The 22154-nt window shown below is 71.9% G+C and carries 24 protein-coding genes and 1 pseudogene; 7 read left to right on the forward strand and 18 right to left on the reverse strand.

Annotation, left to right across the window (positions count from 1 at the left end; all coding sequences use genetic code 11):
• Positions 1-15: 15 nt before the first annotated feature.
• The 3 genes and pseudogenes from ACFWYM_RS24185 to ACFWYM_RS24195 all read left to right on the forward strand — a co-directional run.
• Positions 16-942, forward strand: coding sequence for a LysR family transcriptional regulator (locus ACFWYM_RS24185; RefSeq protein ID WP_384840848.1), 927 nt, complete (start codon positions 16-18; stop codon positions 940-942).
• A gap of 172 nt (positions 943-1114) precedes the next feature.
• Positions 1115-1873 carry an SDR family oxidoreductase gene (locus ACFWYM_RS24190; protein ID WP_384840851.1) on the forward strand — a complete coding sequence of 253 codons (759 nt, stop codon included), beginning with the start codon at positions 1115-1117 and terminating at the stop codon, positions 1871-1873.
• Positions 1874-2039: 166 nt separating this feature from the next.
• Positions 2040-2171: pseudogene (locus ACFWYM_RS24195) on the forward strand (N-acyl homoserine lactonase family protein); the annotation flags it as partial.
• Positions 2172-2183: 12 nt separating this feature from the next.
• Here the strand turns inward: ACFWYM_RS24195 and ACFWYM_RS24200 are convergent.
• The 6 genes from ACFWYM_RS24200 to ACFWYM_RS24225 all read right to left on the reverse strand — a co-directional run bounded on the left by ACFWYM_RS24200 (position 2184) and on the right by ACFWYM_RS24225 (position 7909).
• Entirely contained in the window at positions 2184-2399 is a 216-nt protein-coding gene (locus ACFWYM_RS24200) for a hypothetical protein (protein ID WP_384840854.1), read from the reverse strand.
• A gap of 379 nt (positions 2400-2778) precedes the next feature.
• Positions 2779-5127, reverse strand: coding sequence for a glycoside hydrolase family 65 protein (locus ACFWYM_RS24205; protein WP_384840857.1), 2349 nt, complete (start codon positions 5125-5127; stop codon positions 2779-2781).
• Entirely contained in the window at positions 5124-5864 is a 741-nt protein-coding gene (locus ACFWYM_RS24210; protein WP_384841126.1) for an HAD family hydrolase, read from the reverse strand. The genes ACFWYM_RS24205 and ACFWYM_RS24210 overlap by 4 nt, the downstream gene beginning before the upstream one ends.
• 183 nt (positions 5865-6047) lie before the next feature.
• A complete protein-coding gene (locus ACFWYM_RS24215) occupies positions 6048-6485 on the reverse strand; it encodes a VOC family protein (RefSeq protein WP_384840860.1) in 438 nt (145 codons plus the stop codon).
• 90 nt (positions 6486-6575) lie between these two features.
• Positions 6576-7019, reverse strand: a complete 444-nt coding sequence (locus ACFWYM_RS24220; protein WP_384840863.1) for a helix-turn-helix transcriptional regulator — start codon at positions 7017-7019, stop codon at positions 6576-6578.
• A gap of 41 nt (positions 7020-7060) precedes the next feature.
• Positions 7061-7909 (reverse strand): MBL fold metallo-hydrolase, encoded by an 849-nt coding sequence (locus ACFWYM_RS24225; RefSeq protein ID WP_384840866.1) that lies wholly within the window; start codon positions 7907-7909, stop codon positions 7061-7063.
• A 124-nt stretch (positions 7910-8033) separates the two neighbouring features.
• Here ACFWYM_RS24225 and ACFWYM_RS24230 point away from each other — a divergent pair, with 124 nt between their 5' ends.
• From ACFWYM_RS24230 to ACFWYM_RS24245, 4 genes are all read left to right on the forward strand, one after another.
• Complete coding sequence (locus ACFWYM_RS24230) at positions 8034-8243, forward strand: hypothetical protein (RefSeq protein WP_384840869.1); 210 nt, start codon at positions 8034-8036, stop codon at positions 8241-8243.
• Between the two features lie 72 nt (positions 8244-8315).
• Positions 8316-8693, forward strand: coding sequence for an STAS domain-containing protein (locus ACFWYM_RS24235; RefSeq protein ID WP_384840872.1), 378 nt, complete (start codon positions 8316-8318; stop codon positions 8691-8693).
• Positions 8694-8832: 139 nt separating this feature from the next.
• The gene (locus tag ACFWYM_RS24240) at positions 8833-9111 is read left to right on the forward strand and encodes a hypothetical protein (protein WP_384840875.1); all 279 of its coding nucleotides are present in this window, start codon (positions 8833-8835) and stop codon (positions 9109-9111) included.
• Positions 9112-9174: 63 nt separating this feature from the next.
• A complete protein-coding gene (locus tag ACFWYM_RS24245; protein ID WP_384840878.1) occupies positions 9175-9444 on the forward strand; it encodes a hypothetical protein in 270 nt (89 codons plus the stop codon).
• An 83-nt stretch (positions 9445-9527) separates the two neighbouring features.
• Here the strand turns inward: ACFWYM_RS24245 and ACFWYM_RS24250 are convergent, their stop codons facing one another.
• From ACFWYM_RS24250 to ACFWYM_RS24305, 12 genes are all read right to left on the reverse strand, one after another.
• Positions 9528-10055: a hypothetical protein gene (locus ACFWYM_RS24250; protein WP_384840881.1), complete on the reverse strand. Its 528-nt coding sequence runs from the start codon at positions 10053-10055 to the stop codon at positions 9528-9530.
• Positions 10056-10173: 118 nt separating this feature from the next.
• Entirely contained in the window at positions 10174-12300 is a 2127-nt protein-coding gene (locus tag ACFWYM_RS24255) for a glycosyltransferase family 4 protein (protein WP_384840884.1), read from the reverse strand.
• Between the two features lie 106 nt (positions 12301-12406).
• Entirely contained in the window at positions 12407-13288 is an 882-nt protein-coding gene (locus ACFWYM_RS24260) for an alpha/beta fold hydrolase (RefSeq protein ID WP_384840887.1), read from the reverse strand.
• Between the two features lie 89 nt (positions 13289-13377).
• Entirely contained in the window at positions 13378-13662 is a 285-nt protein-coding gene (locus ACFWYM_RS24265) for a WhiB family transcriptional regulator (RefSeq protein WP_384840890.1), read from the reverse strand.
• Positions 13663-13815: 153 nt separating this feature from the next.
• On the reverse strand, positions 13816-14820 hold the full coding sequence (locus ACFWYM_RS24270; protein WP_384840893.1) for a hypothetical protein: 1005 nt from the start codon (positions 14818-14820) through the stop codon (positions 13816-13818).
• Between the two features lie 250 nt (positions 14821-15070).
• Positions 15071-15655 (reverse strand): GNAT family N-acetyltransferase, encoded by a 585-nt coding sequence (locus ACFWYM_RS24275; protein ID WP_384840896.1) that lies wholly within the window; start codon positions 15653-15655, stop codon positions 15071-15073.
• A gap of 73 nt (positions 15656-15728) precedes the next feature.
• Entirely contained in the window at positions 15729-16673 is a 945-nt protein-coding gene (locus tag ACFWYM_RS24280; RefSeq protein ID WP_384840899.1) for a TIGR03621 family F420-dependent LLM class oxidoreductase, read from the reverse strand.
• 32 nt (positions 16674-16705) lie between these two features.
• Positions 16706-16963, reverse strand: a complete 258-nt coding sequence (locus tag ACFWYM_RS24285) for a hypothetical protein (RefSeq protein ID WP_384840902.1) — start codon at positions 16961-16963, stop codon at positions 16706-16708.
• Positions 16964-17157: 194 nt separating this feature from the next.
• Positions 17158-18357 (reverse strand): hypothetical protein, encoded by a 1200-nt coding sequence (locus ACFWYM_RS24290; RefSeq protein ID WP_384840905.1) that lies wholly within the window; start codon positions 18355-18357, stop codon positions 17158-17160.
• Between the two features lie 2 nt (positions 18358-18359).
• Positions 18360-19508: a hypothetical protein gene (locus tag ACFWYM_RS24295; RefSeq protein ID WP_384840908.1), complete on the reverse strand. Its 1149-nt coding sequence runs from the start codon at positions 19506-19508 to the stop codon at positions 18360-18362.
• Between the two features lie 370 nt (positions 19509-19878).
• A complete protein-coding gene (locus ACFWYM_RS24300) occupies positions 19879-20922 on the reverse strand; it encodes a hypothetical protein (RefSeq protein ID WP_384840911.1) in 1044 nt (347 codons plus the stop codon).
• A gap of 2 nt (positions 20923-20924) precedes the next feature.
• The gene (locus ACFWYM_RS24305; protein ID WP_384840914.1) at positions 20925-21890 is read right to left on the reverse strand and encodes a hypothetical protein; all 966 of its coding nucleotides are present in this window, start codon (positions 21888-21890) and stop codon (positions 20925-20927) included.
• Between the last annotated feature and the right edge of the window lie 264 nt (positions 21891-22154).

Consider the following 22154-nt stretch of genomic DNA (forward strand, 5'->3'; position numbering starts at 1 on the left):
GTGTTGTATGGCCGCATGGTTGACCTCGTCCTCTTGCAGACCTTCCGGGTCCTGAACGATCAGGGCACGGTGACGGCGGCGGCGCGAGCGCTGAACCTGTCGCCGTCCGCCGTCTCCCAGCAGCTCCGCCAGCTCGCCCGCCAGACCGGTGTGGACCTGCTCGAACCCGATGGCCGCCGCCTGCGCCTGACCACTGCGGGGCGCACGCTGCTCACGCACGCGGACAGGCTCTGCACCCAGTGGGAGCAGGCGCGCGCCGAGCTGTCCCGGCACGGCGCGCAGACGCACCGGACGCTGCGCCTGGCCGGCTTCGCCACCAGCGTCGGTCCGCTGCTTGCTCCTGTCGCTGCTCAACTCGGCGCGGCCACCCCGCCGTTGCGCGTCACTGTCGAGGAGGCGGACACCCGCTCCTGCTACGAGAAGTTCCTCGCGGACCGCGTGGACATCGCCCTGGTGACCCCCTTGCCGGGCAGCCCGAGCAGCGACGACGCCCGCTACCACCTGGAGCCGCTGCTCGACGACGTCCTGGATCTGGTCGTTCCCGCACAGCACGCGCTTGCCGCTGAGGAGTCCGTCGATCTGTCGGCGGCAGCGCACGAGGACTGGATAGCGCCCCACCACGACCAGAGCCGCCTCATGCGCGCGGCGTGTGCCCTGGCCGGATTCAGCCCGCGCATCGTGCACCAGGCGGACGAATGGCAGGCGGTTCTGGCTCTCATCGGCCACGGCCTCGGCGTCTGCCTGGTGCCGCGCCTCGTCCCCGTCGCAGCCGCCGCCCCCGTCGCCGGGCAGCCGTCACTGGTACGGCTTCCGGTGCGCGGCACTCCTCCTCCCGCCCGGCGCATCCATACCTGCGTGCGCAGAGGAAGTGCCGAACAGGACGTGATCGCGGCGGGGTTGGGGGCATTGCGGGCATGCGCGGGGCGCGATGGCGTGGAGTGATCACTGTCACAGCGATGTGGGTGTGCGACCCCCGGCCGCCCCATGGAACGGGGCGGCTCGGGCCCGGGTGCCGGGGCCCGGGTGCCGGGGGCCGCCGGGCAGGCTGGGGGGAATCCAGCAGGCCGACCCATGGTTGGCGCTCTCGTAAGGGCACCACCGATGAAGGGCTCCCATGACTGCCAGCGCCAACTCCGCAGCCGCTCCCGGCCGGTTCACCGCACTCGCCGACCGCACCGTCGTCATCATCGGCGGCGGCTCCGGCATGGGCCTGGAGGTCGCCCGCAAGGCGGTGGCGGCCGGTGCCCGTGTCGTCATCGGCGGCCGTAGCGCGGACCGGCTGGAGGAGGCGGCCAAGGAGCTGGGGGAGCAGGCGAGTTGGGCCACGGTCGACACGACCGACAAGGCGTCGACAGCTCAGTTCTTCGCGCCGCTGGACCGCATCGACCACCTCTTCACGCCGGCCGCCTCCTACCGGACCGGAGCGATGCTCGAGCTGAGCGACGAGGACGCGGAGAGCCCCTTCGTCTCCAAGTTCTGGGGCCAGTACTACGCGGTCAAGCACGCCGCGCCCAAGCTCTCCCGGGACGGCTCGGTGGTCTTGATGTCGGGCGCCGCGAGCGTACGGCCCGTCGGGGCCGCGCCCGCGTATGTCGCCTGCAACGCCGCCGTCGAAGGGCTGGGCCGTGGACTCGCGGCCGAGCTGGCGCCGGTCCGCGTCAACGTGGTCTCGCCCGGCATGGTCGACGGCAACCTGTGGAACGGGCGCCCGGCCGAGGTGCGGGAGCCGGCCGCCGAACAGTGGCGCGAGGCAACCCTGTTGCACCGTGCGGGCTCCGAGTCGGATGTCGCCGACGCCGTGCTCTTCCTCTTCACCAACGCCTACATGACCGGCTCCACTATCTATCCGGACGGCGGCTATGCGCTGCGTTGAGCTGGGCCGGGCTGGGCTGGGTTGAGACGGGCTGGGAAGGGCTGGGAAGGGAACGTTGGGAAGGGGACGCTGGGAAGGGCTCTGTGAGCAGAGATTCTGCTGATCGCAGACCGCCCCGCCCCGCCCCGCGCGGCGCAGCGCAGCTCGGTGACGATGGCCTCCCGGGGAGCACCTGGCCCGGCAGGCCGCACACCACGGGGTGGATCAGCCACTGCCGCCCTATTGCCCCTGGCTGGATCGGCCGGCCGACTTTGATCTCCGCCGTGTTGTCTTCGCCCATGACTGCTCGGTGTGGGAGTCGGTGGACCACTCAGGCGACCTTGAAGCTCACCTCACCGTCACCGCTGCGGCCGCGGGTCGCCTTGACCGTCCAGCAGCCGGGGGAGGGGAAGGTCCACCCCGTGCCCCATTCGGCCCCGGGGCGGTGCCAGGTGGTCGAACTGTGCTGTTCCGGGCCCCAGTTCGGGGTCACTGCGGCATGGCCGGGGCTGACGGCGCGCAGCGTGAGGGGGCCGGTGCCGGTCATCCGCCAGAGGATTTTGACGTCCTGCCCGTGCCGGATCTCCGACGCTCCGATCAACAGCGCCCACAGGCCGGCGTGGTGACCCGTCCCCTTGAATTCCGCCACTCCCGGTCTGCTGGGGTTCCGTGAACCTGACCCACAGGCTGTGGTGCCCGCGGTGGTCGAGGACGGGGTCGGAGTGGGTGACCCACCGTCGCACGCGACGACGGCCGTGAGCGTCCCCGTCATCGCGACGGTGGCGAAAGCGGCGGGAAACACGTGGCGAAGGCGGCCGGTGCGAGCCATACCTCAGCGTAGGACGGGGAGTTGGGGGATCGGCACCCCTGTGGCCGGTCAGCCCACCCGAACCGCCGGGAGGAGGTCACCCCGGGGTGCCCGGGCCTCAGCGGCCCGCGGCGTTCGGCCTGCGGTGCGGCGGCTGGTCCGGGGCGGGCAGGGGCTTGAGGTCGGGGATCTCGCGGCTGCGGGACGCGTCGGGGGAGAGGGCGAGCGACTCCCCGTAATGTTTGATCGCCAGTTCCGGGCCGGTCAGCAGCGTGTAGGTGACCGCCGTCGCGCGTATCTCCACGCGCAGACACCGGCCGCGCACCTGCAGGTTGAAGCCGATGCGGCTGAGCTTCTCCGGGAGGCGGGGCGTGAACTCCAGGGTGTCCGCGCAGCGGCGCATGCCGCCGAAGCCGGCGACCAGGGCCGTCCAGGTCCCGGCCAGGGAGGCGATGTGCAGGCCGTCGCGCGTGTTGTTCTCCAGGTCGTCCAGGTCCATCAGGGCCGACTCCACCAAGTAGTCGTAGGCGAGGGCGAGATGGCCGGTGCGGGCCGCGATGACGGCCTGGCCGCAGGCGGACAGGGAGGAGTCGCGCACGGTGAGCGGCTCGTAGTAGACGAAGTTGCGCTCCTGGTGCTCCTCGTCGAAGTAGTCGGCGCACGTGTACATCGCGAGCACCAGATCCGCCTGCTTGACGACCTGCTCGCGGTAGAGGTCGAAGTAGGGGAAGTGCAGCATCAGCGGGTACTGGTCGGGGCGGGTGGCCGCGAAGTCCCAGCGCTGGTGGCGGGTGAACCCGGCGTGCTGCTCGTGCACTTCGAGATCGGGGTTGTAGGGGATGTGCATGGCCTCCGCGGCGTCCCGCCACGACGCGCTCTCCTCGGCGTCGGCCCCCAGCTCGGCTGCTTCCTCGGGGTGTCTCCCGACGAGATCGGCCGCCGCGAGGAGGTTGGAGCGGGCCATGAGGTTCGTGTACGTGTTGTCGTCGACCACCGCGCTGTACTCGTCCGGGCCGGTCACCCCCTCGATGTGGAACGCGCCGTGCGCGTCGTGGTGGCCGAGCGAGCGCCACAACCGGGCCGTCTCCACGAGGAGTTCGAGCGCGGTGTCACGGGTGAACCGCTTGTCACCGGTGGCGCAGACATAGCGCACCACCGCGTCCGCGATGTCGGCGTTGACGTGGAAGGCGGCGGTGCCGGCCGGCCAGTACGCCGAACACTCCGCGCCGTCGATCGTGCGCCAGGGGAACGCCGCGCCCCGCAGGCCCAGTTGGGCGGCCCGCTCGCGTGCTGCGGGCAGCGTCGAGTGGCGCCAGCGCAACGCCTCGGCGACCGCGTCCGGCGAGGTGTACGTCAGCAGGGGCAGGACCAGCGTCTCCGTGTCCCAGAAGGCGTGGCCGCCGTACCCGGAGCCGGTCAGGCCCTTCGCCCCGATGGCGCGCTGCTCGGCGCGCGCACCGGCCTGCAGGACATGGAAGAGCGCGAAGCGGACGGCCTGCTGGATCTCCTCGTCGCCGTCCACCTCGACGTCGGCCCGGGACCAGAAGGCGTCCAGATAGCTGCGCTGCTCGTCCACGAGGCCCGGCCAGCCGGTGTTCACGGCCGCCGCGAGCGCCGCGTCCACCTGGTCGCTGACGGCGGGCAGGGACCGCGTACTCGACCAGCCGTAGGCCACGAACTTCTCCAGGCGCAGCCGCTCGCCGGGCTCCAGGACGGAGGTGACGGTGAGACGGGCGATGTCGGCGTCGGCCTCGCTGCCCGCACGGGTCCGCTCCGGGCCGTCGACCGTGTGGTCCGCGGCCGCGCCGACCCGCAGCCCGCTGCGCCGCGTGCCGTGCACCAGGCGCAGCCGCCGCCCCTTCGCGAAGTGCTCCTGTGCGGCGAGCGGTGCGGCGAGGACCGACGCGGCGCGCGGATCCTTGGCCGGGGCGGGCAGTTGTTCGTTGGCCACGAGCTCGGACTGCAGCACCACGCGGGCCTGGCTGTCGACGGCCTCCACCTCATAGGCGACGGCGGCCACCGACCGCTGCGTGAACGACACCAGGCGCGTCGAGCGCACCCGCACGGTGCGGCCCGCCGGGGACGTCCACTCACAGGTGCGGCGCAGCACGCCCGCGCGCAGGTTCAGGACGCGCTCGTGGGACACGAGGCGCCCGTAGCGCAGATCGAAGGGCTCGTCGTCCACGAGGAGGCGGATGACCTTGCCGTTCGTCACGTTGATGATCGACTGACCGGACTCCGGATACCCGTATCCGGCCTCCGCGTACGGCAGGTCATGCGTCTCGTGGACGCCGTTGAGATACGAGCCGGGCAGCCCGTGCGGCTCGCCCTCATCTAGGTTGCCGCGCCAGCCGACATGGCCGTTGGCCAGGGCGAACACGGATTCGCTCTGCGGCAGCACGTCGAGTTTGAGGGTCTTCTCGCGCAGACACCAGGGCTCGACGCCGTACGAGGCGTGGGTGATCATGCCGTGCCTCCGAGCTCCGCGAGGTCCGCCACCACCCGGTCCGCCCCATGGGCCTTGAGGGCGTCCGCCTGCCCGCCGCGGTCCACGCCCACGACATAGCCGAAGCGGCCAGCGCGACCGGCGTCCATGCCGGCCAGCGCGTCCTCGAACACCGCGGCCTGCGCGGGCTCGACGCCGAGGTCGCCCGCGGCCGCCAGGAACGTGTCGGGCCGCGGCTTGCCCGGCAGCCGGCGCTCGGTGGCCACGAGTCCGTCGATGCGCACGTCGAAGAGGGGCTCGGCGTCGACCGCGCGCAGGACGTCACGGCAGTTGGCGCTGGCGGAGACCACCGCGGTGACCAGGCCCGCGGCCCGTACGGCCGCGACGTAGCGCAGCGTCCCGTCGTACGCCTCGACGCCGCCGGTCCGGATCTTCCCCAGGACGAGGGTGTTCTTGCGCTTGGCCAGGCCCTGCACGGTCGGCAGGTCCGCCGTGTCGTCGGGCCGGCCTTCCGGCAGTTCGATGCCGCGGGCGGCGAGGAAGGAACGCACCCCGTCGGCGCGCGGCATCCCGTCCACGTACTCGTCGTACTCGACGACCGGATCGAAGGGCCTGAAATCCGGCCCCTCCCACCCGAGCAGGAAGGCGTCGAAGGTCTCCTTCCAGGCTGCGGCGTGCACGACCGCCGTCTTGGTGATCACCCCGTCCAGGTCGAACAGACAGGCCCGGACGGCGTCCGGGAGACCGAGCTTCGTCAGGTGCGGGCCGTCGTTCGTCATGGCGGGAAGCCCTCCGGTGCGGCACTGGTCGACAAGGCGGTGCGCATGGCGACGTGCACCAGCCTCCGACGGAGTACCCGTGATCGGAAGACGGAATCTGCCCGACCGTACGACGGCTCCGCCCCGCCGCCTGGGTAAGCGCTGTCCGCGCCGTCAGTGTCGTCAGTGTCGTTCCGGATCGAACTCCAGCACCTGCGTGAGGCGGATGTTGTTGCCCGACGGATCCCGGAACGACGTGTCGATCCCGTACGGCTGCGGCGTCGGCGGGTCGTTGAACTCCACGCCGCGCGCGGACAGTTCGTCGTAGGCGGCCTTGCAGTCGTCGGTCTCCAGGAACAGTGTGCCGCCCGCGCCCTTGGCCACCAGGTCCGACAGCTGCGCGCTGCTCGTGCCGTCCAGCATCGGCTCTCCGGGCACCGGCATCAGGACCAGGGCCGGGCCCTCCCCGCCGGGCGGGCCGACACACACCCACCGGAAGTTCCACGCCTCCATCGTCACGTCCGCCCGCACCTCCCAGCCGAGCTTCGTCGTGTAGAAGGCGAGCGCCTCGTCCTGGTCGTGCACCCAGAACTGCGCGTTGGCGATCTTGATCTTCGTCATGGCTGCTCCTCGCTGCTCTTCGCGGCTCTTCGCTGCTCCGCACTGCTCATCGCCGCGGGCGGCCGGTTGTCCGGTCCTCCGTGACCGACGCTAGGCAGCGGGGAACGCCGTGTCTTCTCGAAACGTGCGGTTCTGCGGCCGGCCGTAGGCCATGGCCACGCAGCGGGGGATGCGCACATGCCGTGCGGAGGGCGGGTGCGCGTCCCGATACGCCTGCGGGGTCGCCCCGTACATCCGGCGAAAGCTCGTCGTGAAGGAGCCGATGCTGCGCAGCCCGACGGCGACGCCGACCGCGGCCACCGACCAGTCGGTCGCACGCAGCAGGGCGGCGGCGCGCTCCAGGCGGCGGGTCAGCAGGTACTGGTGCGGCGGCTCCCCGAACGCGGCCTTGAAGCGGCGGCTGAAGTGGGCCGGGGACAGCGCGGCGGCCGCGGCCAGGTCCGCCACGGTGAGCGGCTCGGCGTAGCGGGAGTCCGCGAGGTCCTTGGCGCGGAGGAGATGGCGGGTGAGGGGAACGGGGGCCACGCCATCCATTGTGCGGTCATGTCACCTGAGCGGTCATGCCACCTGTGCGGTCATGTCACCTGTGCGGTCACGCCGCTCGCATGGTCGTGCACCGCCGCCGGACCCACGACGGAGTGGAGCCGGGCTCCCTGAGCGATCTCGAAGACCGAGCCCGGCGCGGCATGGGCGACGGGCCCCGCGTACCGGGCCGAGGCCCGCGTCACCGCCTCCTGAGGTGTGAGGGAACGCCCGACGTGGGTGACGATCAACCGACCCGCCCCCGCCGCCCGGGCCGTGGCCCCGGCGTCCTCGGGCGTGTGGTGCACCGGCTCCCCCTCGGCCGGAGCCCGGTCGCTGTCGGCCTCACACAGCAGCACGTCACACCCCTCGGCGAGCTGCGTGAGGCTCGCGCACGGCGCGGTGTCCCCGGAGTAGACCAGCGACCGGTCCGCGGTCTCGATGCGCACGGCGAAGGCGGGCAGGCCGTGCACCACCGACCTGCTGGTCAGGGTGAGGGCGCCGACGCGCGCCCGATGGCCGTCGTGCAGCTCGTGGACGGCGAAGGCCGACTCGACGGGGCTGCGTGTGGAGGTGTTGGTCAGGAAGTGGGCCAGCCGGTCGGCGATGCCCGGAGGTCCGAACAGGGGGATGGGCGCGGGGAGTTGGATGTCGGCGAAGAGCGCCGCGTAGTAGGCGGTGAGCAGATCGGCGCTGTGGTCGGCGTGCAGGTGGGAGACCCAGATCGCGTCCACTTCGTCGAGCCGCGCATGCCGCTGCAGCTGTGCCAGCGTGCCGCTGCCGGCGTCCACCCACACGCGGGTGCCTCCGCCGGACACCAGATAACCCGAGCACGGGTTGTCCACGCTCGCATACGGCGTCGCCGACCCCAGGACGGTGAGACGGAAGAGATCGCTGGCCATCGCGGGAGTCTATAGAACGACCGGACGCCGATCGCCGCCGCCGTCGCTGACTGGTGATACGGCGGCGCCAGGCTGTCCGGACCAGACATCCGGACGGGACCTCCTGCAGACAGCGATCACGCCTGTGGCGGGCGCCCCCGGCCAGGCGCTCTTCGTCACGGTCTGCAACGCGTGCATCGCGGGCGGCGGGGCCCTCGGCGGCATCCTGCTCGGCTCCTTCGGCCCCGCCGCCTTCCCGTGGACCGTCCTGACCTTGCTGCTGCCGGTCCTGGCGGTCGTGCTCGCCGGGCGCGCACACGCCTTCCCGTCTCGCCGACTCGTCGGCACGGCATGATCCGCAGCTGAGCGGGCAGGCGCGGAGGACGTGGTGGCGCGTCCGTGACGTCACACCGACCGGGAGTGTGACATGCCAGAAGCACCGTTGCGCCTCACGCCTCGCTGGGCCGAGCACGGCGTCCTGGTGATCGACGCCGACGGGGACTTCGACGCGGCCAGCGCGCCCTTGCTGTGCGAACCGATCCTGCGGATGGCGATGACGGGGCACCGCTGGTTCGTCGTCGACTTCGCGCGCATCGGACGCTTCCACAGCTCCGGTGTGGAGGCCCTGACGGTCGCACGGGAGCGGGTGCACGGCCGGGGCGGCCTGCTGGCCCTGAGCGGCGGGCCGGACATCCGCAGCGCCTGGGGGTCCTTGGGGATGGACCACGCGGGCGTCGTGTACGACACCGTCGCCGAGGCCGAGCGGGCCTGCTGGGCGGATCCGGACGCGGCGGGGCGGCGCTGACCCTCCGCTTCCTGGAACCCCGTATCCCCAGATGAGGCGTGCGCCCGCGTCATACCTTCCGGTCAATCCGGGACCAACGGGCGTTTGGGCAAGCAAGATTGGGTAGCTCGGGGTGGCTCACCTGCAAGGAAGGGACATCATGCGACGCTTCACCACCACTGCCGGCTTGGCTGCCGTCCTGACGCTCGGACTCGGTGCCGGGGTTGCAGGCGCTGCCGAGGAACCGCCCCCGCCCAGCCCCCTCGACTGCGTGCATCGCCTCGCCGCCACCCCCCTGTCCGACATCGACCAAGCAGTCGCCATGGCTGCGGACGATCTGCACACCGCCGTCACCGCAGGCAAGTTGAACGACTTCGGACTGCAGCGCGACCTGAACAAACTGGACAGAGAGCTTGCATGCTTCAACCAGGTTCAGTAGCTCCCCGCCACGAGGCTGCCGCGGCGCCTCTGTGAGCTGCACCCTCCCCGGATCGTGGGGGACATGACCTGGGCGGATCACGGGAACCCGGTCCTCATGGCCATGGAGTTATGGGCGGACGGCTGGCGGGAGCGGGTGCTGTTCGCCCAGGCATGCTCGCGCGAACTGATACGGACCGCCCGGGAGCTGGTCGCCGACAGCCGGCGGCTGCGTGCGCAGGTCGTGACGCGGAACGCGGACGGTGCGCACTGCATGGAGGCCGGCCGAGGGCGCGTCAGCCGCGGCCGGACTGCGCCGCGGCTGGAGGCGCCGGTCGACCGGGCACAGGAGTAGTCGGCGGGCATCGAGACCTGTACCCGTCGGCCGACTGGCGCCGATCCGCGCCGGGCGGTGGCGGGAGTTCGTGAGCGGCGGCTTCAGCCCGCCCACTCCCGCAGCAGTGCTTCCCGCTCGGCGCCGCGCGGCGAGCCGCCCTCCCGCGCGCGGCCCCACTGCGACATCGCCGCCAGGGTCGTGGACATCGTCGCGGCGCCCTCGGTCAGGCGGGCGAGCAGGGCGCGGGAGAGAGCGACCTCGGCCTGGGGGTAGCCGACGGCCGCGGCGACGTGGGCCGACAGCTCGTGGTCGCCGCGGGTCGACTCCAGCCGCACCGTCATCAGCGGCGGGGCCTCCTCCGCCAGGGAGTGGCTCATGGGCGCGGCCAGCTCCTTCACGGTGCCGATGGCCAGGTTCGTGACCGCGCCGACCCGCCGCTTCAGGGACTTCACGGGGACGTCCGCCACCGTCAGGGCGTGCACGTCCTCCCACAGGTGGAGGCCGGACTGCCTGTCGCCGAGAGCGACCACGCCCTCGGGGGTCAGTCGGACCCCGGGAGCCAGACCGGACGGCTTGGCGCCCACGTACACGTCGCCCTCGGCGATCCAGAACAGGCCCACCATGGCCATGAGTTGCTCGCTTCCCCCGACGACGGACAGTGGCGATGATCTTATCCCGGCCGACTGTGCCGGCTCCCGTGGCCCTGCCCCATGACCTGCCCCATGACCTGGCCTGTGACCTGCTCTTTCAGGAGGCCGTTCCGGTGTCGCGGGCGCTCAGCGCCAGGTCGTTGGTGACGGTGAAGAAGGGGCGTACGCGGATCGCCTCGCGCGTGGGGTGCGGCAGCCGGGTCGCCGGGAGGCGGTCGGTCCGCTTGCGGTCCACGACGTCGCCGCCGATGCGGCCGATCCGGACGGGCGCGGCGATCGGCGAGGCCAGCTTCAGCCGCAGGTCCCACACGTCGTGCTCGGCGCTGCGGCGGGCCGACACCTCGGTGTGGGGGAGCGTGAACGCGAAGCGCCCCGGGGCGAGTTCGGTGACCGCCACCGAGAAGTCGTAGCGCTCCGAGGTGCGCGAGACCGCGACGACACGGGCCCGCCCGGACAGCGTGGCGGCGTCCTGGCCGAGGAGGCTCGCCACCACGGCGACGCCCTCGTCGTCGACCGTGACGCCGTCGACCTCGGCGTGCGTGGCGCGCCGCCACGTGCGCAGGGCGAGGAAGCCGTCGGTGGTGGTGTACGGGATGCAGGCGCGCACCCCGTCGTCGTCGACGTCCGGGCGGTGGCCGACGAGCCGGGACTGTTCGGCCAGGGCCGAGGTCAGGCGGTGGCGGTGGGCGGCGTCGCGTGTGCCCCGGTGGGCGACGTAGCAGTCCCAGCGGCCCTCGGGCAGATCGTGCCCGGCCGGGTCGAGGACCGCCACCGGATCGGTGCCCTGTGCCGTGTCGGGCAGCGGGATGCGGATCTCGCGGCCCTTGGGGTCCTTGCGCAGGCGCACCACGAGGTCGAAGGCGTCGCCGTCCGGCAGGCTGCTGGACAGGAGGCGGACGGAGAGAGCCGCTTCGTCCGAGGTGCGGGTGTACGCGATCGGGCGCGCGGGGGCCGGGGGTGCCGCAGGCGGTGCTTCGGGGGTGGGGCGGCGCACGGCGCTGCGCAGTCGGCTCAGGAGGGACGGGCGGCCGCCCGCCGAGGACCGGGACGGCAGCTTGGTACCGCGTGCCGCGTACAACTCCCGGAACAGATCCACGTAGTGGTCGGCGATGGTGCGCGGCTCGTAGGCCATGGCCCGCAGGCGCGCGGCGGCACCGAGCCGGACCCGCTCGGCGTCGTCGGCCATCAGCCGGGCGAGCGCGGCGGCATACGCCGTGGTGCCGCCGTCGAGCGGGACGAGGAGGCCGTCGGTGCCGTCGGTGATGATCTCGGCGGGACCGTGCGGGCAGTCGGTGGCGACGACCGGGACGCCGCAGTGCATGGCCTCGACGATGGTCATGCCGAAGGACTCGCGGTCGGAGGCGACTGCGGCGATCGCTCCCTTGGCCCACTCGGTCTCGATGGGGGAGACCGGACCCATGAGGAACGCCCGCTCGTACAGGCCGAGTTCGTCGATGCGCCGGCGCAGCTTCTTCTCTTCCGGGCCGCGGCCGTGGATGCGCAGCGTCCACTCCGGGTGGTCGTCCGCGACCTCGGCGAACGCGTCGATGAGCCGGTCGTAGCGCTTGACGGCGACCAGGCGGCCGGCGGCGACGATCACCTTGGAGCGCAGGGTGGACGCCTCGACGCCGGGCGCCGGGACGGCGTTGGCTATGCACCGCACCGTGGTGGCGGCGTCGGAGAGGGCGTCGCGGTAGAGCGCGGCGTCGGCCTCGGAGACGGTGACGAACGCGTCCAGGTCGCGTACGGCGGCGTTCTGGTCGGTGCGCAGCTGCTCGCTGTGTGCGTCGAGGGAGAGGTGCTCCTGGCCGATGAGCAGGCAGTCGGGGCGGCCGTGCCGGGCGAGGTAGCCGTTGAGGATGGGCCGGGTGCCGATGACGATGTCCGCGTCCGTACGGGCCAGCCACGCGGTGATGCGCTCGTCGTGCAGCGCGGTGTAGTGCAGCCGTCCGAAGTCGACGCCCTTGTCGGGGAACATCGTGTTGGGCCGCCGGGTGAGCTCGTGCTCGCCCTCGTACGAGGGGCTCTCCTCGCGCATGTCGATGAGCGAGGTCAGACGCACCCGCGGGTCGAAGGGGAGCTGCGGCCTGTCGGCCACGCGGTGCACGCTGACCACCTCAACCTCGGTGTCCGGCCGGTCGGCCAGCGCCTGCGAGAGGTTCACCGCGGAACGGATCGTGCCGCCGATCCCGTACGCGTTGTGGATGAGGAACGCGATCTTCACGTGAGCCCTTCGTGCGTGGTGTGCGTCTGTGAGCCTTCGTCCGTTTGTACGCGGCTCGCGCAATTAGTTCACGTGGCGTCGGTTGAAGCCAATTTGTATTTATGTGTCAACCACTGGTAGCCGACATCCCGTCGGTGGCGGTATGCGGGAGGATCGCGCCGACGATCGTCTCCCAGTCGGCTCGGTCGACCCCGTGTCCTGCGCCGTCCAGGGCCAGCAGTCGCGCCGAGGGAATCGCTTCGGCCAGCGCCTCGGCGTGCGCGAACGGGAACATCGGGTCCGCGGTCCCGTGGATGACGAGTGTGGGGACGGCGATCGACGACAAGGGCGCGAGGGCGAGTGCGGACTCGCCGTCGGTGAGCAGGTCGTGGTTCTGCGCGGCGGCGATGTCGTGCGCACGCTCGACGTCACGACGGACGAGGCCACGGGCGGCGGGCTCGTCGAACGGCCGAGAGCCTCCCGCGAGGACGCGCGCGTACGCGACGAGGTGGTCGATCACCGCCTCGGTCTCGGACCAGTCGGCCTCCGCGGTCGACACGAAGTGCATGAACTCTTCGGTGGGCGGCGGCAGTTCGCGGTCGCCGGGCACAGGCGCCACGGATGTCGTGCTGATCAGCACGAGCGAGAGGACCCGATCGGCATGCTCGAGCGCGACCCGCTGGGCGAGTCCGCCTCCGGCCGAGACCCCCACCACATGGGCGGCCGGGACCCGCAGCGCGTCGAGCACACCGACGGCGTCCCGGACCAGGTCGGTGCCGGTGTATTCGAGGTGGCCCGGCTCATGGGTGATCGATCGGCCGGTGTCGCGGTGGTCGTAGCGGATCACATGCCGTCCGCCCTCGGCGAGCATCCGGCAGAAGCCCTCCTCCCACCAGAGCATCGAGGCCCCCGTACCCATGACGAGCAGGACGGGCGGGTCGGAGGGATCACCGAACGCCTCGGTGCAGAGTTCGACGCCGCCACCTGTATCCACCATGCGTTCGGCCATAGCCGCGCCTCCTCGGATCACCGAGCCCATTGTGTCGCGGCGCGGGCTCAGGGGAGGGGGCGGAACGGCGCGGGGCTCAGGCTCAGGGGTTATCCGTATGACGAGGAGGCCGGCCTCGGGCTGCGGGACGCCCGGGGGCCCGCCCGGCATGCCGCATGGCGCAGCATCATCCGCTCCTCCGGACTGGTCCCGCCCCACACCCCGGAGTCCTGCCCGGTGGCGAGCGCCCAGCGCAGGCACTGTCCCCGCACCGGGCAGCGCGCGCAGATGCGCTTGGCCGCCCGTACGTCCCGCAGCGCGGGTCCCTTCGTACCGACCGGAAAGAACAGCTCGGGATCCTCATCCCGGCACGCCGCCCTCTGCAACCACTCCATGACACCCCTTCCCCGGGCCGTGCCGCCGGCCTCCGTCGTCACTCCCGGCCCCTGGCATTGCGCACCGCGAGTGCCCTGGAACGGCTGACGAAAACCCGGCGGTCACCGCCCGCGGTCGGTGGCGGGCGGTGACCGTGGGGGGGGGCGCGTCGGTCAGCCGACGGCCTTCCAGTGGTCGTACTGGTTGAGCATCTGGTACGTGCGCTCGGGGCACTTGAAGGCTGCGTCGGGCTGGTCGTACCCGGTGTTGGAGTTGGCGGGAGCGGCCGCGGCCCACGTGCCGCCGTTGCGGACGGAGATGTCGCGGGACTCGAAGACCTGGCCCGCCATGGCGGCGCAACTGTAAGCGCGCCCCTGGGAGTTGGTGCTGGAGTAGAGCTCGTAGATGTCCCAGCCGTCCATGCGGCCCTGGGTGACCCCGCCCTTCGTGTACAGCTCGTCCCACCGGCCGGTCTCGTGGTTGTACAGCTCGGCGGTCCAGGTGCCGGTGGACGCGTCGGTGCGCACGACGCGTCCGGAGTACGCGGGGCTGCTGGAGCCGTCGGAGTACCTCTTCAGGAACGCCTCGTCGATGGGCACGGACGCCTGGAAGTTGATGGCTTCGCACCAGTCCCAGGCGGAGACCGAGGCCCGGCCCCGGACGTAGACGGTCACCAGCTCGATGCAGGAGCCGCCGGCGGGGTAGAGGGTGGGGGTGTAGATGGTGGTGCTGCCCTCGGTGACGTTGACCCGGGTGGAGACGCTCTGGGTGGCGCAGCCGCCGTCGTTGCCCGCGCGCTGCAGGAAGGCGGTGCCCTGGGCGGGGTGGATGTCCTCGGCAGGGCCGACGCCCTTGCTCGGCTCCCGCGACTCCCGCTGCCTCAGGGGGTGTTGGGCGTGCCCGCCCTTCTTCCAGCCGCGTGCCTCACGGTGCGTCTTGGTCTGGCCGCCGAGGGCCTTGTCCACCTGGGCCTTGGACAGCTGTCCGGGGACCTTCCGGCCGGAGGGCGCGGCGCCTTGGGTGCAGATGTTGGCGGCGGCGGCCGGGGCGGCCTGAGGGGTGTGGCGGGTGGAGGGTGCGGGGGCCGGGTCGGCGCCGGCGATGCCTGACCCCCAGGTGCCGGAGAGGAGTGCGGCGGCAGTGAAGCCCACGGCTATCGCGGACTTGGATCTCTTCATGCTGTAACCCCTGATGTCTGTGTGGGGGAGGGGAGTTGAGCAATGAGGTGAGCTGCTGGTCGAGCAGTGAGTCGAACAGCGGAGTGACGCCACGCAACATAGCCATGTGATATTTCACTGGGAACCCCTCTGGCTCGCTTGCTCCCTGAACCCCGCGGGCCTCAGCCATCTCGCGTGTGCCCCCGACACAACGGCCACGCCGACGTTCTGAGGGAGCGGACCGACGGGGTGACGGGCGACTGAGCCTGCCTCACCACAGTTTGTCGATGTTCCCGGGATGCAGCTCGATGCGACGGCCCCGGAATGCCTCCCGCGCCCGCTCTCCCGGGACCGTGAAGGAGCCCGCCATGGTGACCTTGTCGAAGCCGGGCTGATCGCTGGGGAAGGGGTCGTCCGCCGTGCCCCCGACGACCACGGCCCCGTCGACGGCCTCCCACCCGGCGCTCTCGTAGAAGGGCTGAAGCTCGCGGTCGCAGGTGAACAGGCCGATGTCCAGGCCGAGTTCGCCCATGGCTGCGCGGGCGGCGACCACGAGTCGCCGCCCGTACCCCCGGCCGCGGGACTCGCGGCGCGTGGCGACGGTGCTCAGCCCTCCGGCGGCATACGTCACCCCGTCATGCACCAGTTCCTTGCGGAGGATGTCGAGCGCGGCCACCACGACCGCGCCCCGCTCCACCGCCAGGAGGGACAGCGGCCGCAGCCGCGGGTCGTGCGTGGCCGTCGCGTCCCCTTCGGGCCGTGGCTGCGCGGGCGGCCACGCCTGGTCCTGGATCTCAAGGACCTGTGCGCGCAGGTCGTACGGGGTGTCCGCCTCGGGGAACTTCAAGATCTCCACAGGCCGATTCTGCGTACGAGTGGCAGTTGGGCAAGCGAGTTTTGCCTCGACTGGCCCGGCTCACTGGCCTGACTCACCGTCCGGCGAGCTCCTCCACGACCGGCGCGAGCGCGTCGAGATCGTCGATGAGGAACGAACTGATGCCGAAGCGCTCCCGCAGGTCCAGGAACTTCTGGGTGAGGCCCTTGACGGTGCCGATGTACACATGTGGCGAGTCGAGGATCTCCTCGGCGGTCAGCTCGACACCCGACTGCTCACGGATGCGATCCGCGCGGCGGCGCGCCTCGGCGAGCGGCCGGCCGGTGATGACGGTGGGCCCGCCGGTCGGGTAGACGTTGAGCTCCAGGTCGCCGAAGCGCTCGCCCGCGGCCTCCCGGATCCACCGCACCTTCTCCTCGGTCGCCGCGGCCGTCACGCTCCGGGGTTCGAGCCGTGGCCGGTCGCCCGGTACCAGCCGAGGGGCGAGGCCGACGATCTGGGCCTCGCGCGCGGCCAGGGTCAGCAGCCGCTTGCCGCCACCGCCCAGGAACAGCGGCGGGTGCGGGCGCTGCGCGGGCTCGGGTGTGTCGCCGTGGTCGGTGAGGGTGTAGTGCTCGCCCGCCAAGGAGAAGGCCCCTTTCGCGAAGCAGCCCTTGAGGATCGCGATCGCCTCGGTGAGCTGCTTGATCCGGCTGCCGACGGTCTCGAAGGGCAGGCCGATGGCGTCGTGCTCGGGCTTGTTCCAGCCCGCGCCGATGCCTATCTCCAGCCGCCCGCCGGACAGCGCGTCGAGCGTCGCGAGTTCCTGGGCCAGGACGGCGGGGTGGCGCAGACCGACGTTGAGCACGAAGGGCTGCACCCGCAGCCGTTCGGTCGCCGCCGCGATCATCGACAGGAGCGGGATCGGGGCGTAGCCGCCGAGATGGTCGGGCCAGACGAACGTGGCACAGCCGACGGCCTCGGCCTGGCGGGCCACGGCGGTCAGTTCGGCGAAGGGGCGGTTCTCGGAGACGGTCGCGAGGAAGCGGAAAGGAGGCATGCGGGCATCCTCCACGATCACGGACAACCTCGTTACTGAGACGTGGTGTTGCTCGTGCGCGCTCGATCGCGGTTGCAGAGGGCGATGCCCAGGGCGGCCAGGCCGATGGTCAGGCACAGGGCGATGAGGGAGAGCACGGCGGCGGGCTGTCCGGTGGCGCCCGACGAGGTGTTCGCCGTGACGGCGCCGATCCCGAAGAAGACGCAGGCGAGGGCGGGGAACGCGGCGACGGCCAGGGTGGCGGTCGCGATGCGGTGACGTGCGGGGAACTGCGCGGAGGGCGAGGTCATGGGGTGTTCCTTCCTGTGGCCGCGGACGCGGACGTGGACGGGATCTGCCCGCCGCGTGCAGCGGGTGGCTGTCCACTGCGAAGGATGTCCGGCGCCTGTATCGGTGGCGGGTCACTGCATGCGCCGGCAGGTATCAGTTCCTGCCGGCCGGCCGGCACCGGCATGCGGCGGTGGGGCCGACACGGCAGGTGACCTCAGTCGAACCGCAGAATGCGCGGAGCGAAGGTGCTCTCGGGACCGGCAGCGCGCCCCACCGACCACACCGTCGACGTGCCCGGCACCGGCGCCAGGCGCAGGACCTGGGAGTCGCCCTCCCCGGCCACCGTCGGTTCGTCGTACTCGGCGAACGACTGGCCGTTCCACGCGAGGAAGTCCGGCCCGGGTTCCAGTGGCGGGCTGCTGCCCGGCGGGGCCCACCTCAGTGAGCGGGCCACCGAGACCCAGCCCAGCTTGCCGGACGCGGCGGGCGCCAGGGAGTGGATCGCGCCGAAGTCGGCGGGCACGGTCACCCGGCTCCATGACTGCCCGTCCCAGCGGACCAGCAGCGGCGGGATCGGCCGGCCCGGAGGTCCGCCGATGAACCCGCCCGTGCCCCCGGCCCACACCTCCGTCGGCGAGACCGCCAGCACACTGCTCACCGACGACCGTGGGATCCCGTCCACCTTCGACTGCTGCCACGCCTGCCCGTTCCAGTGCGACACGGCCGCACTCGAGTCGGCGGCGCCCGCGGCCCACACGTCGTCGGCCGCCAGGATGTGCAGGCCGTACACGGCGCCGGGCGGCACCGGCATGGCCTGCCAGGCGCGCCCGTCCCAGCGCAGCAGCGCCTGCCCGCCGCCGCGCGCACCGATCAGCCAGGTCTCGCCGCCGCCCGCGACGACCTTGTCCACCACGACATCGCGCGGCGGCCGGCTCTCGCGCCAGGCGGTGCCGTCGAAGCGGAGCACGCGGGAGCCGCCCGCCGTGTCGCGGCCGACCGCCCAGGCCGCCTTCGGCGAGGTGGCGGCGATGGACAGCAGCTCTCCCTGCCAGCCGGCCCCGGGCATCTTCTGGCGCTGCCACGCGGTTCCGTTCCAGCGCAGCAGCAGGGGGAAGCCCGGCGCCTGGCGGCCGACGGCGTCGGCACCCACCGCCCACGCCCGGTCCGGCCCGAGCGCCACGGCCTCGCTGAGCTGGGCCTGCGGGCGCACCTTTGCCGGGACCGGAACGTGCTGCCAGGACGAGGACGACGACGAGGACGGGGATGACGACGAGGATGACAGCGAGGACGACGACGAGGACGACGACGAGGTGTCCGCCGCGGCCGAGCTCATGACAGGTGTGACGGTGATGACCGACATGGCGGCCAGGGCGAAGGAGAGGGCGGCGACGAGAAGTCTGCGTCTGCGTGCCATGGTCAGCCTCCCAGCCGCTCGCTCATGAGGTTCGGTTTCGAGCCGTAGATCTCGACGGTCCCGAGGGACAGCAGTGACGCCCCGGTGCTCGTGAGCGCGTCCGGCCTGACCTCGATCGCGCCGGTGCGCTCAGGGCCGTACGAGAACGTGGTGCGCGAGCCGTTGACCCGCGCGTACTTCGACTGGAACGCCCGGTCGCTGCTCATCGGCAGCCACAGCGCGCCGTCCGGGCCGCGCACCATGCCCTCCGTATAGGTGTCGCCCAGCGGCGGATAGGTGGTGCGCCAGGTCCCGTTCCCGTGCCCGTTCCAGGTCATCAGGTAGGTGCGGGACACACCGTCGGTGTACTGGCTGCCGCCCATCGTGACCCGGCCGGATGGTTCGAGCAGGACCGTGTGCACGTTGCTGTTCGACGGCAACGGCACCTTCGCGTCCCGCCATGCCGTGCCGTCCCAGCGCAGGATGACGGTCCCCGCCCCGGTGCTGGTGTCCCCCCAGGCCCAGACGTCGGTGGCGGAACGCCCGTTGACGCCCATCAGGAACAGGACGCCGTCCGGCATGGGCTGGGTGGTCCAGCCGGAGCCGTCGTAGTGCAGCACCTTCAGCCCGGTGTCGTCCTCGCCGACCACCCAGGCTCCACCCGGTACCGCGGCGAAGTCCTGGTAGACCCACAGGGCTTGGGGCAGCGGGATGACACTCCACCCTCCTGTCTCTCCTGCCCCTCCCGTCTCTCCTGACCCTCCCGCCGACCGGCGCAGGATCTCGCCCTTCCCGTCGCGGTTGTGGAAGATCCACACCTCGTCGCCGACGAACTGCACCTTGCCGAGCCAGCCCGGCTCACCGGCGCCGGGGAAGCCGGTGTCCCGGCTCCACGCCCGGCCGTCCCACCGGTAGAGCAGCGGCCGCAGTGCACCGACGTCGCCCTCGTACCCGGTCGCCCAGACGTCGCGCGGCCCGCGCGCGGCGAGAGACTTCACGGTCACCGGAGGGGACGCAGGCGGCACCGGCAGCGCCGACCAGCCCGGCGCCACGGTCGCGGCGGGCGTCACGGTCGGCGTCGCGGCGGCGGCCGACGGGCCCACCACGGTCGGCGACACCACTGCGGCGCACGCGATCACCAGGCAGACAAGGACCGCACGGAGACCTTTCACGCGACCTCCCCAGACGTGAAGGCCGCTCAGCTTATGGGCAAGTACCGGCCCTGAATAGGTGTCTGACGGTGAATCAGCTGTACGCCGATGGGGGTGCCGTGCGGCAGCACGGGGGCGCCATGCGGCAGCAGCAGCGGAGCCTCGCGGCCCCGGCGCGAGGACGTTCGGCCCCTGCCCGGCGGGCGCCCCGGGCGAGACGCTGGAGGCGACGGACAGATCAGGCAAAGGAGGTTGCGATGTCGGCCACTGGCAGGCTCGCCGCCGCCGATGCTGCCCGCGCTGCCAGGGGCCGATGCGCGACCTGGCGCTCCGGCGAGCACTGCACGGTTCCCGGCCTCGCACTCCGGCCGGGCCCCGAGGGTTCCCGGCCTCAGCACTCCGGTTCCCGGCCCGAGGGCCCACTCACATACTCGACCCGTACCGAGTCGCTCTCGCGCACGACCCACAACGTGCCTTGGGAAGGGCGCCACTTCCAGTCCACCAGGTACACGCGGTCCCCCGAGACGTAGAACAGCCGCAGCCCCGAATACCGGAACGCGTACGCACTGTTCGCGGCCTGCACGCGCTGATAGCAGGCGCCGCCCCCGCGGATCATGAGGTCCTTCTTGCTGAAGACAACGACGCTGGGGAAGGCGGAGGTGTTCACGGCCCGCGCGGCCTTCTCGGCGCGGCCACGGCCGACGATCCCCGCGTACGAGGAGACCGCCCAGAACAGGGACAGCACGCACAGGACGAGCGCCAGCGCCCAGACCTGCACGCGCAGCCGACGCCGCGCGGTGCCGGACGCGGCCTCCGGGGCGGTCCCGTGCGACTCGGGGCGGGTGAGGGCATAGGCGGTGGCCAGCAGCCCGGGGATGGTGACGAGGGGGAGGACCAGCTCGAACAGGGCCGGGTGGAGGGTGTAGAAGGGCGCGAGGGAGACGGGGAGCAGCCACCCCCAGCGCATGCGGCGCACGAGGGTGTCGGCCCGGCCGGGAGACGTCAGGATCCAGCGCTGGAGCCCGATGGCGGCGAACAGGGCGCCGATGAGCAGGAGGGCGGGCAGGAAGAGCGCTTCCACGCTGCGGAGCAGGTACTCGCTGGTGGAGAGGCGGAAGATGCTGTCGCGCAGCCCGAGGGCGCGGGTCTCCGCGTCGGTGCTGGCCCACCCGAAGTAGAAGAGGACCGCCGCGAGGAGGGACACCAAGGAGCCGATGGTGCCGAGGAGTTCCATCCAGCTGGGGTGCTGGGGGTCCTCGGGGGTGGGGGTGGGAGCGGGAGTAGGGGTGGGTGTGGGTGTGGGATCGGGGGGTGGTTCGGGCTCGGGTTCCGGACCCGGCTCAGGGGTGGGTGAGGGACCGGGAGCGGGGGGCCGCAGGCGCCGCAGGCGGGCCGTCAGCGAGCCCAGCCAGGAGCCGTCGTCCGGGGCGGCCATGATCAGGAAGCGGTGACGACGAGTTCGCCCGCGTCCAGCTCGACGCCCCCGGCCTTGAGGACGACCCGCGCCGCGCCCGTGGGCGCGCTGGAGGGGACTTCGAAGGTCACGGTGGCGTTGAGGCAGCAGACGGGGTCCATGGCGTTGGCGTTGTCGACGAGATGGGCCTGGACGCCGCCCACGTACACCGTCGCGGTGCTGGGCCACGTCCCCTTCACCTCGGCCTTCGCCCCACGCGGCGCCTGCCGGGGAGACATCTGGGTGATGGTGGACGGGCATGCCTGAAGTCCGTTGCCCGATGGGCGAATGCGCACCTTCCCGTCCGGGTGCGCGGCCCGGAATTCGGCGAGTTGGCCGAGGGTGCGGCGGGCCGCTGTGTACTTGCAGTCTCCCGACGGCTGGTTTCTGACGACGGAGTACGCGTCGATCACCTTCTGCCATTCGCCTTCCTGTCCGCCAACGGCATAGCAGGCGGCGATGAGTCCTTCCAGGGCCTTCCAGGCAGCAGGTTTCGCCTGCCAATTCCTCGGCCCCGCGTTGTCGTACCAGCGTTTGGCCTCGCCGCAATTCCTGGCCTGTACGAGGTCGTATACGTGATCGGTGTTGATGCCGTCCCATTCGGGGGAGGTGGGGCCGAACGGAACCCACGAGAACTCTTTGTCGGGAGGCGGCCCTTGGGACCTGTCGCGGTGACCTCCGGGGCCTCCGTCGCCGTGTCCGCCGGTGCTGGCGTGCCCGCCGCTCGTGTGACCGGGCTTCCACGTGGAGCCTCCGTTGCCGCGGCCGCCGTCCCAGGTCTCGCCGCCGGTGGAGCCCGAGGACGAGCCCGAGGACGAGCCGGACGTACCGCCGTCGCCCGAGCCGCCGCCGGATGAACTCCCGCTGGTCGAGCCACCGTTCGCGCCGCCCCCGGAACCGCTGGAGGAGCCCCCGCCACCGTCCGGGCCACCACTGTCGGGCGTGCCCATGGAGGTGGCCGGAGCGTCGGGGGTCCGGCCCCCCGAGTCGCTCGACGACCCGCACCCGGCGGCCACCAGTACACCCGAGATCGCGAGCGCGGCGACGGCGGAAAATGGCTTCCACCGGCATGAATTGGTCAGCCTTGACAGGCCGTTGAGAAACACGTTCACCATGCGCCCCCACCCCCATGGTCCAGCACGCCGACGATGCAGGCAGCATGCTATTCCTGAAGGAAGATCGGCAGGGCTGAAGGGTGTAGGGAATTCAGGGAG

The organism is Streptomyces sp. NPDC059009 (assembly GCF_042740175.1).
Classification (GTDB): Bacteria; Actinomycetota; Actinomycetes; order Streptomycetales; family Streptomycetaceae; genus Streptomyces.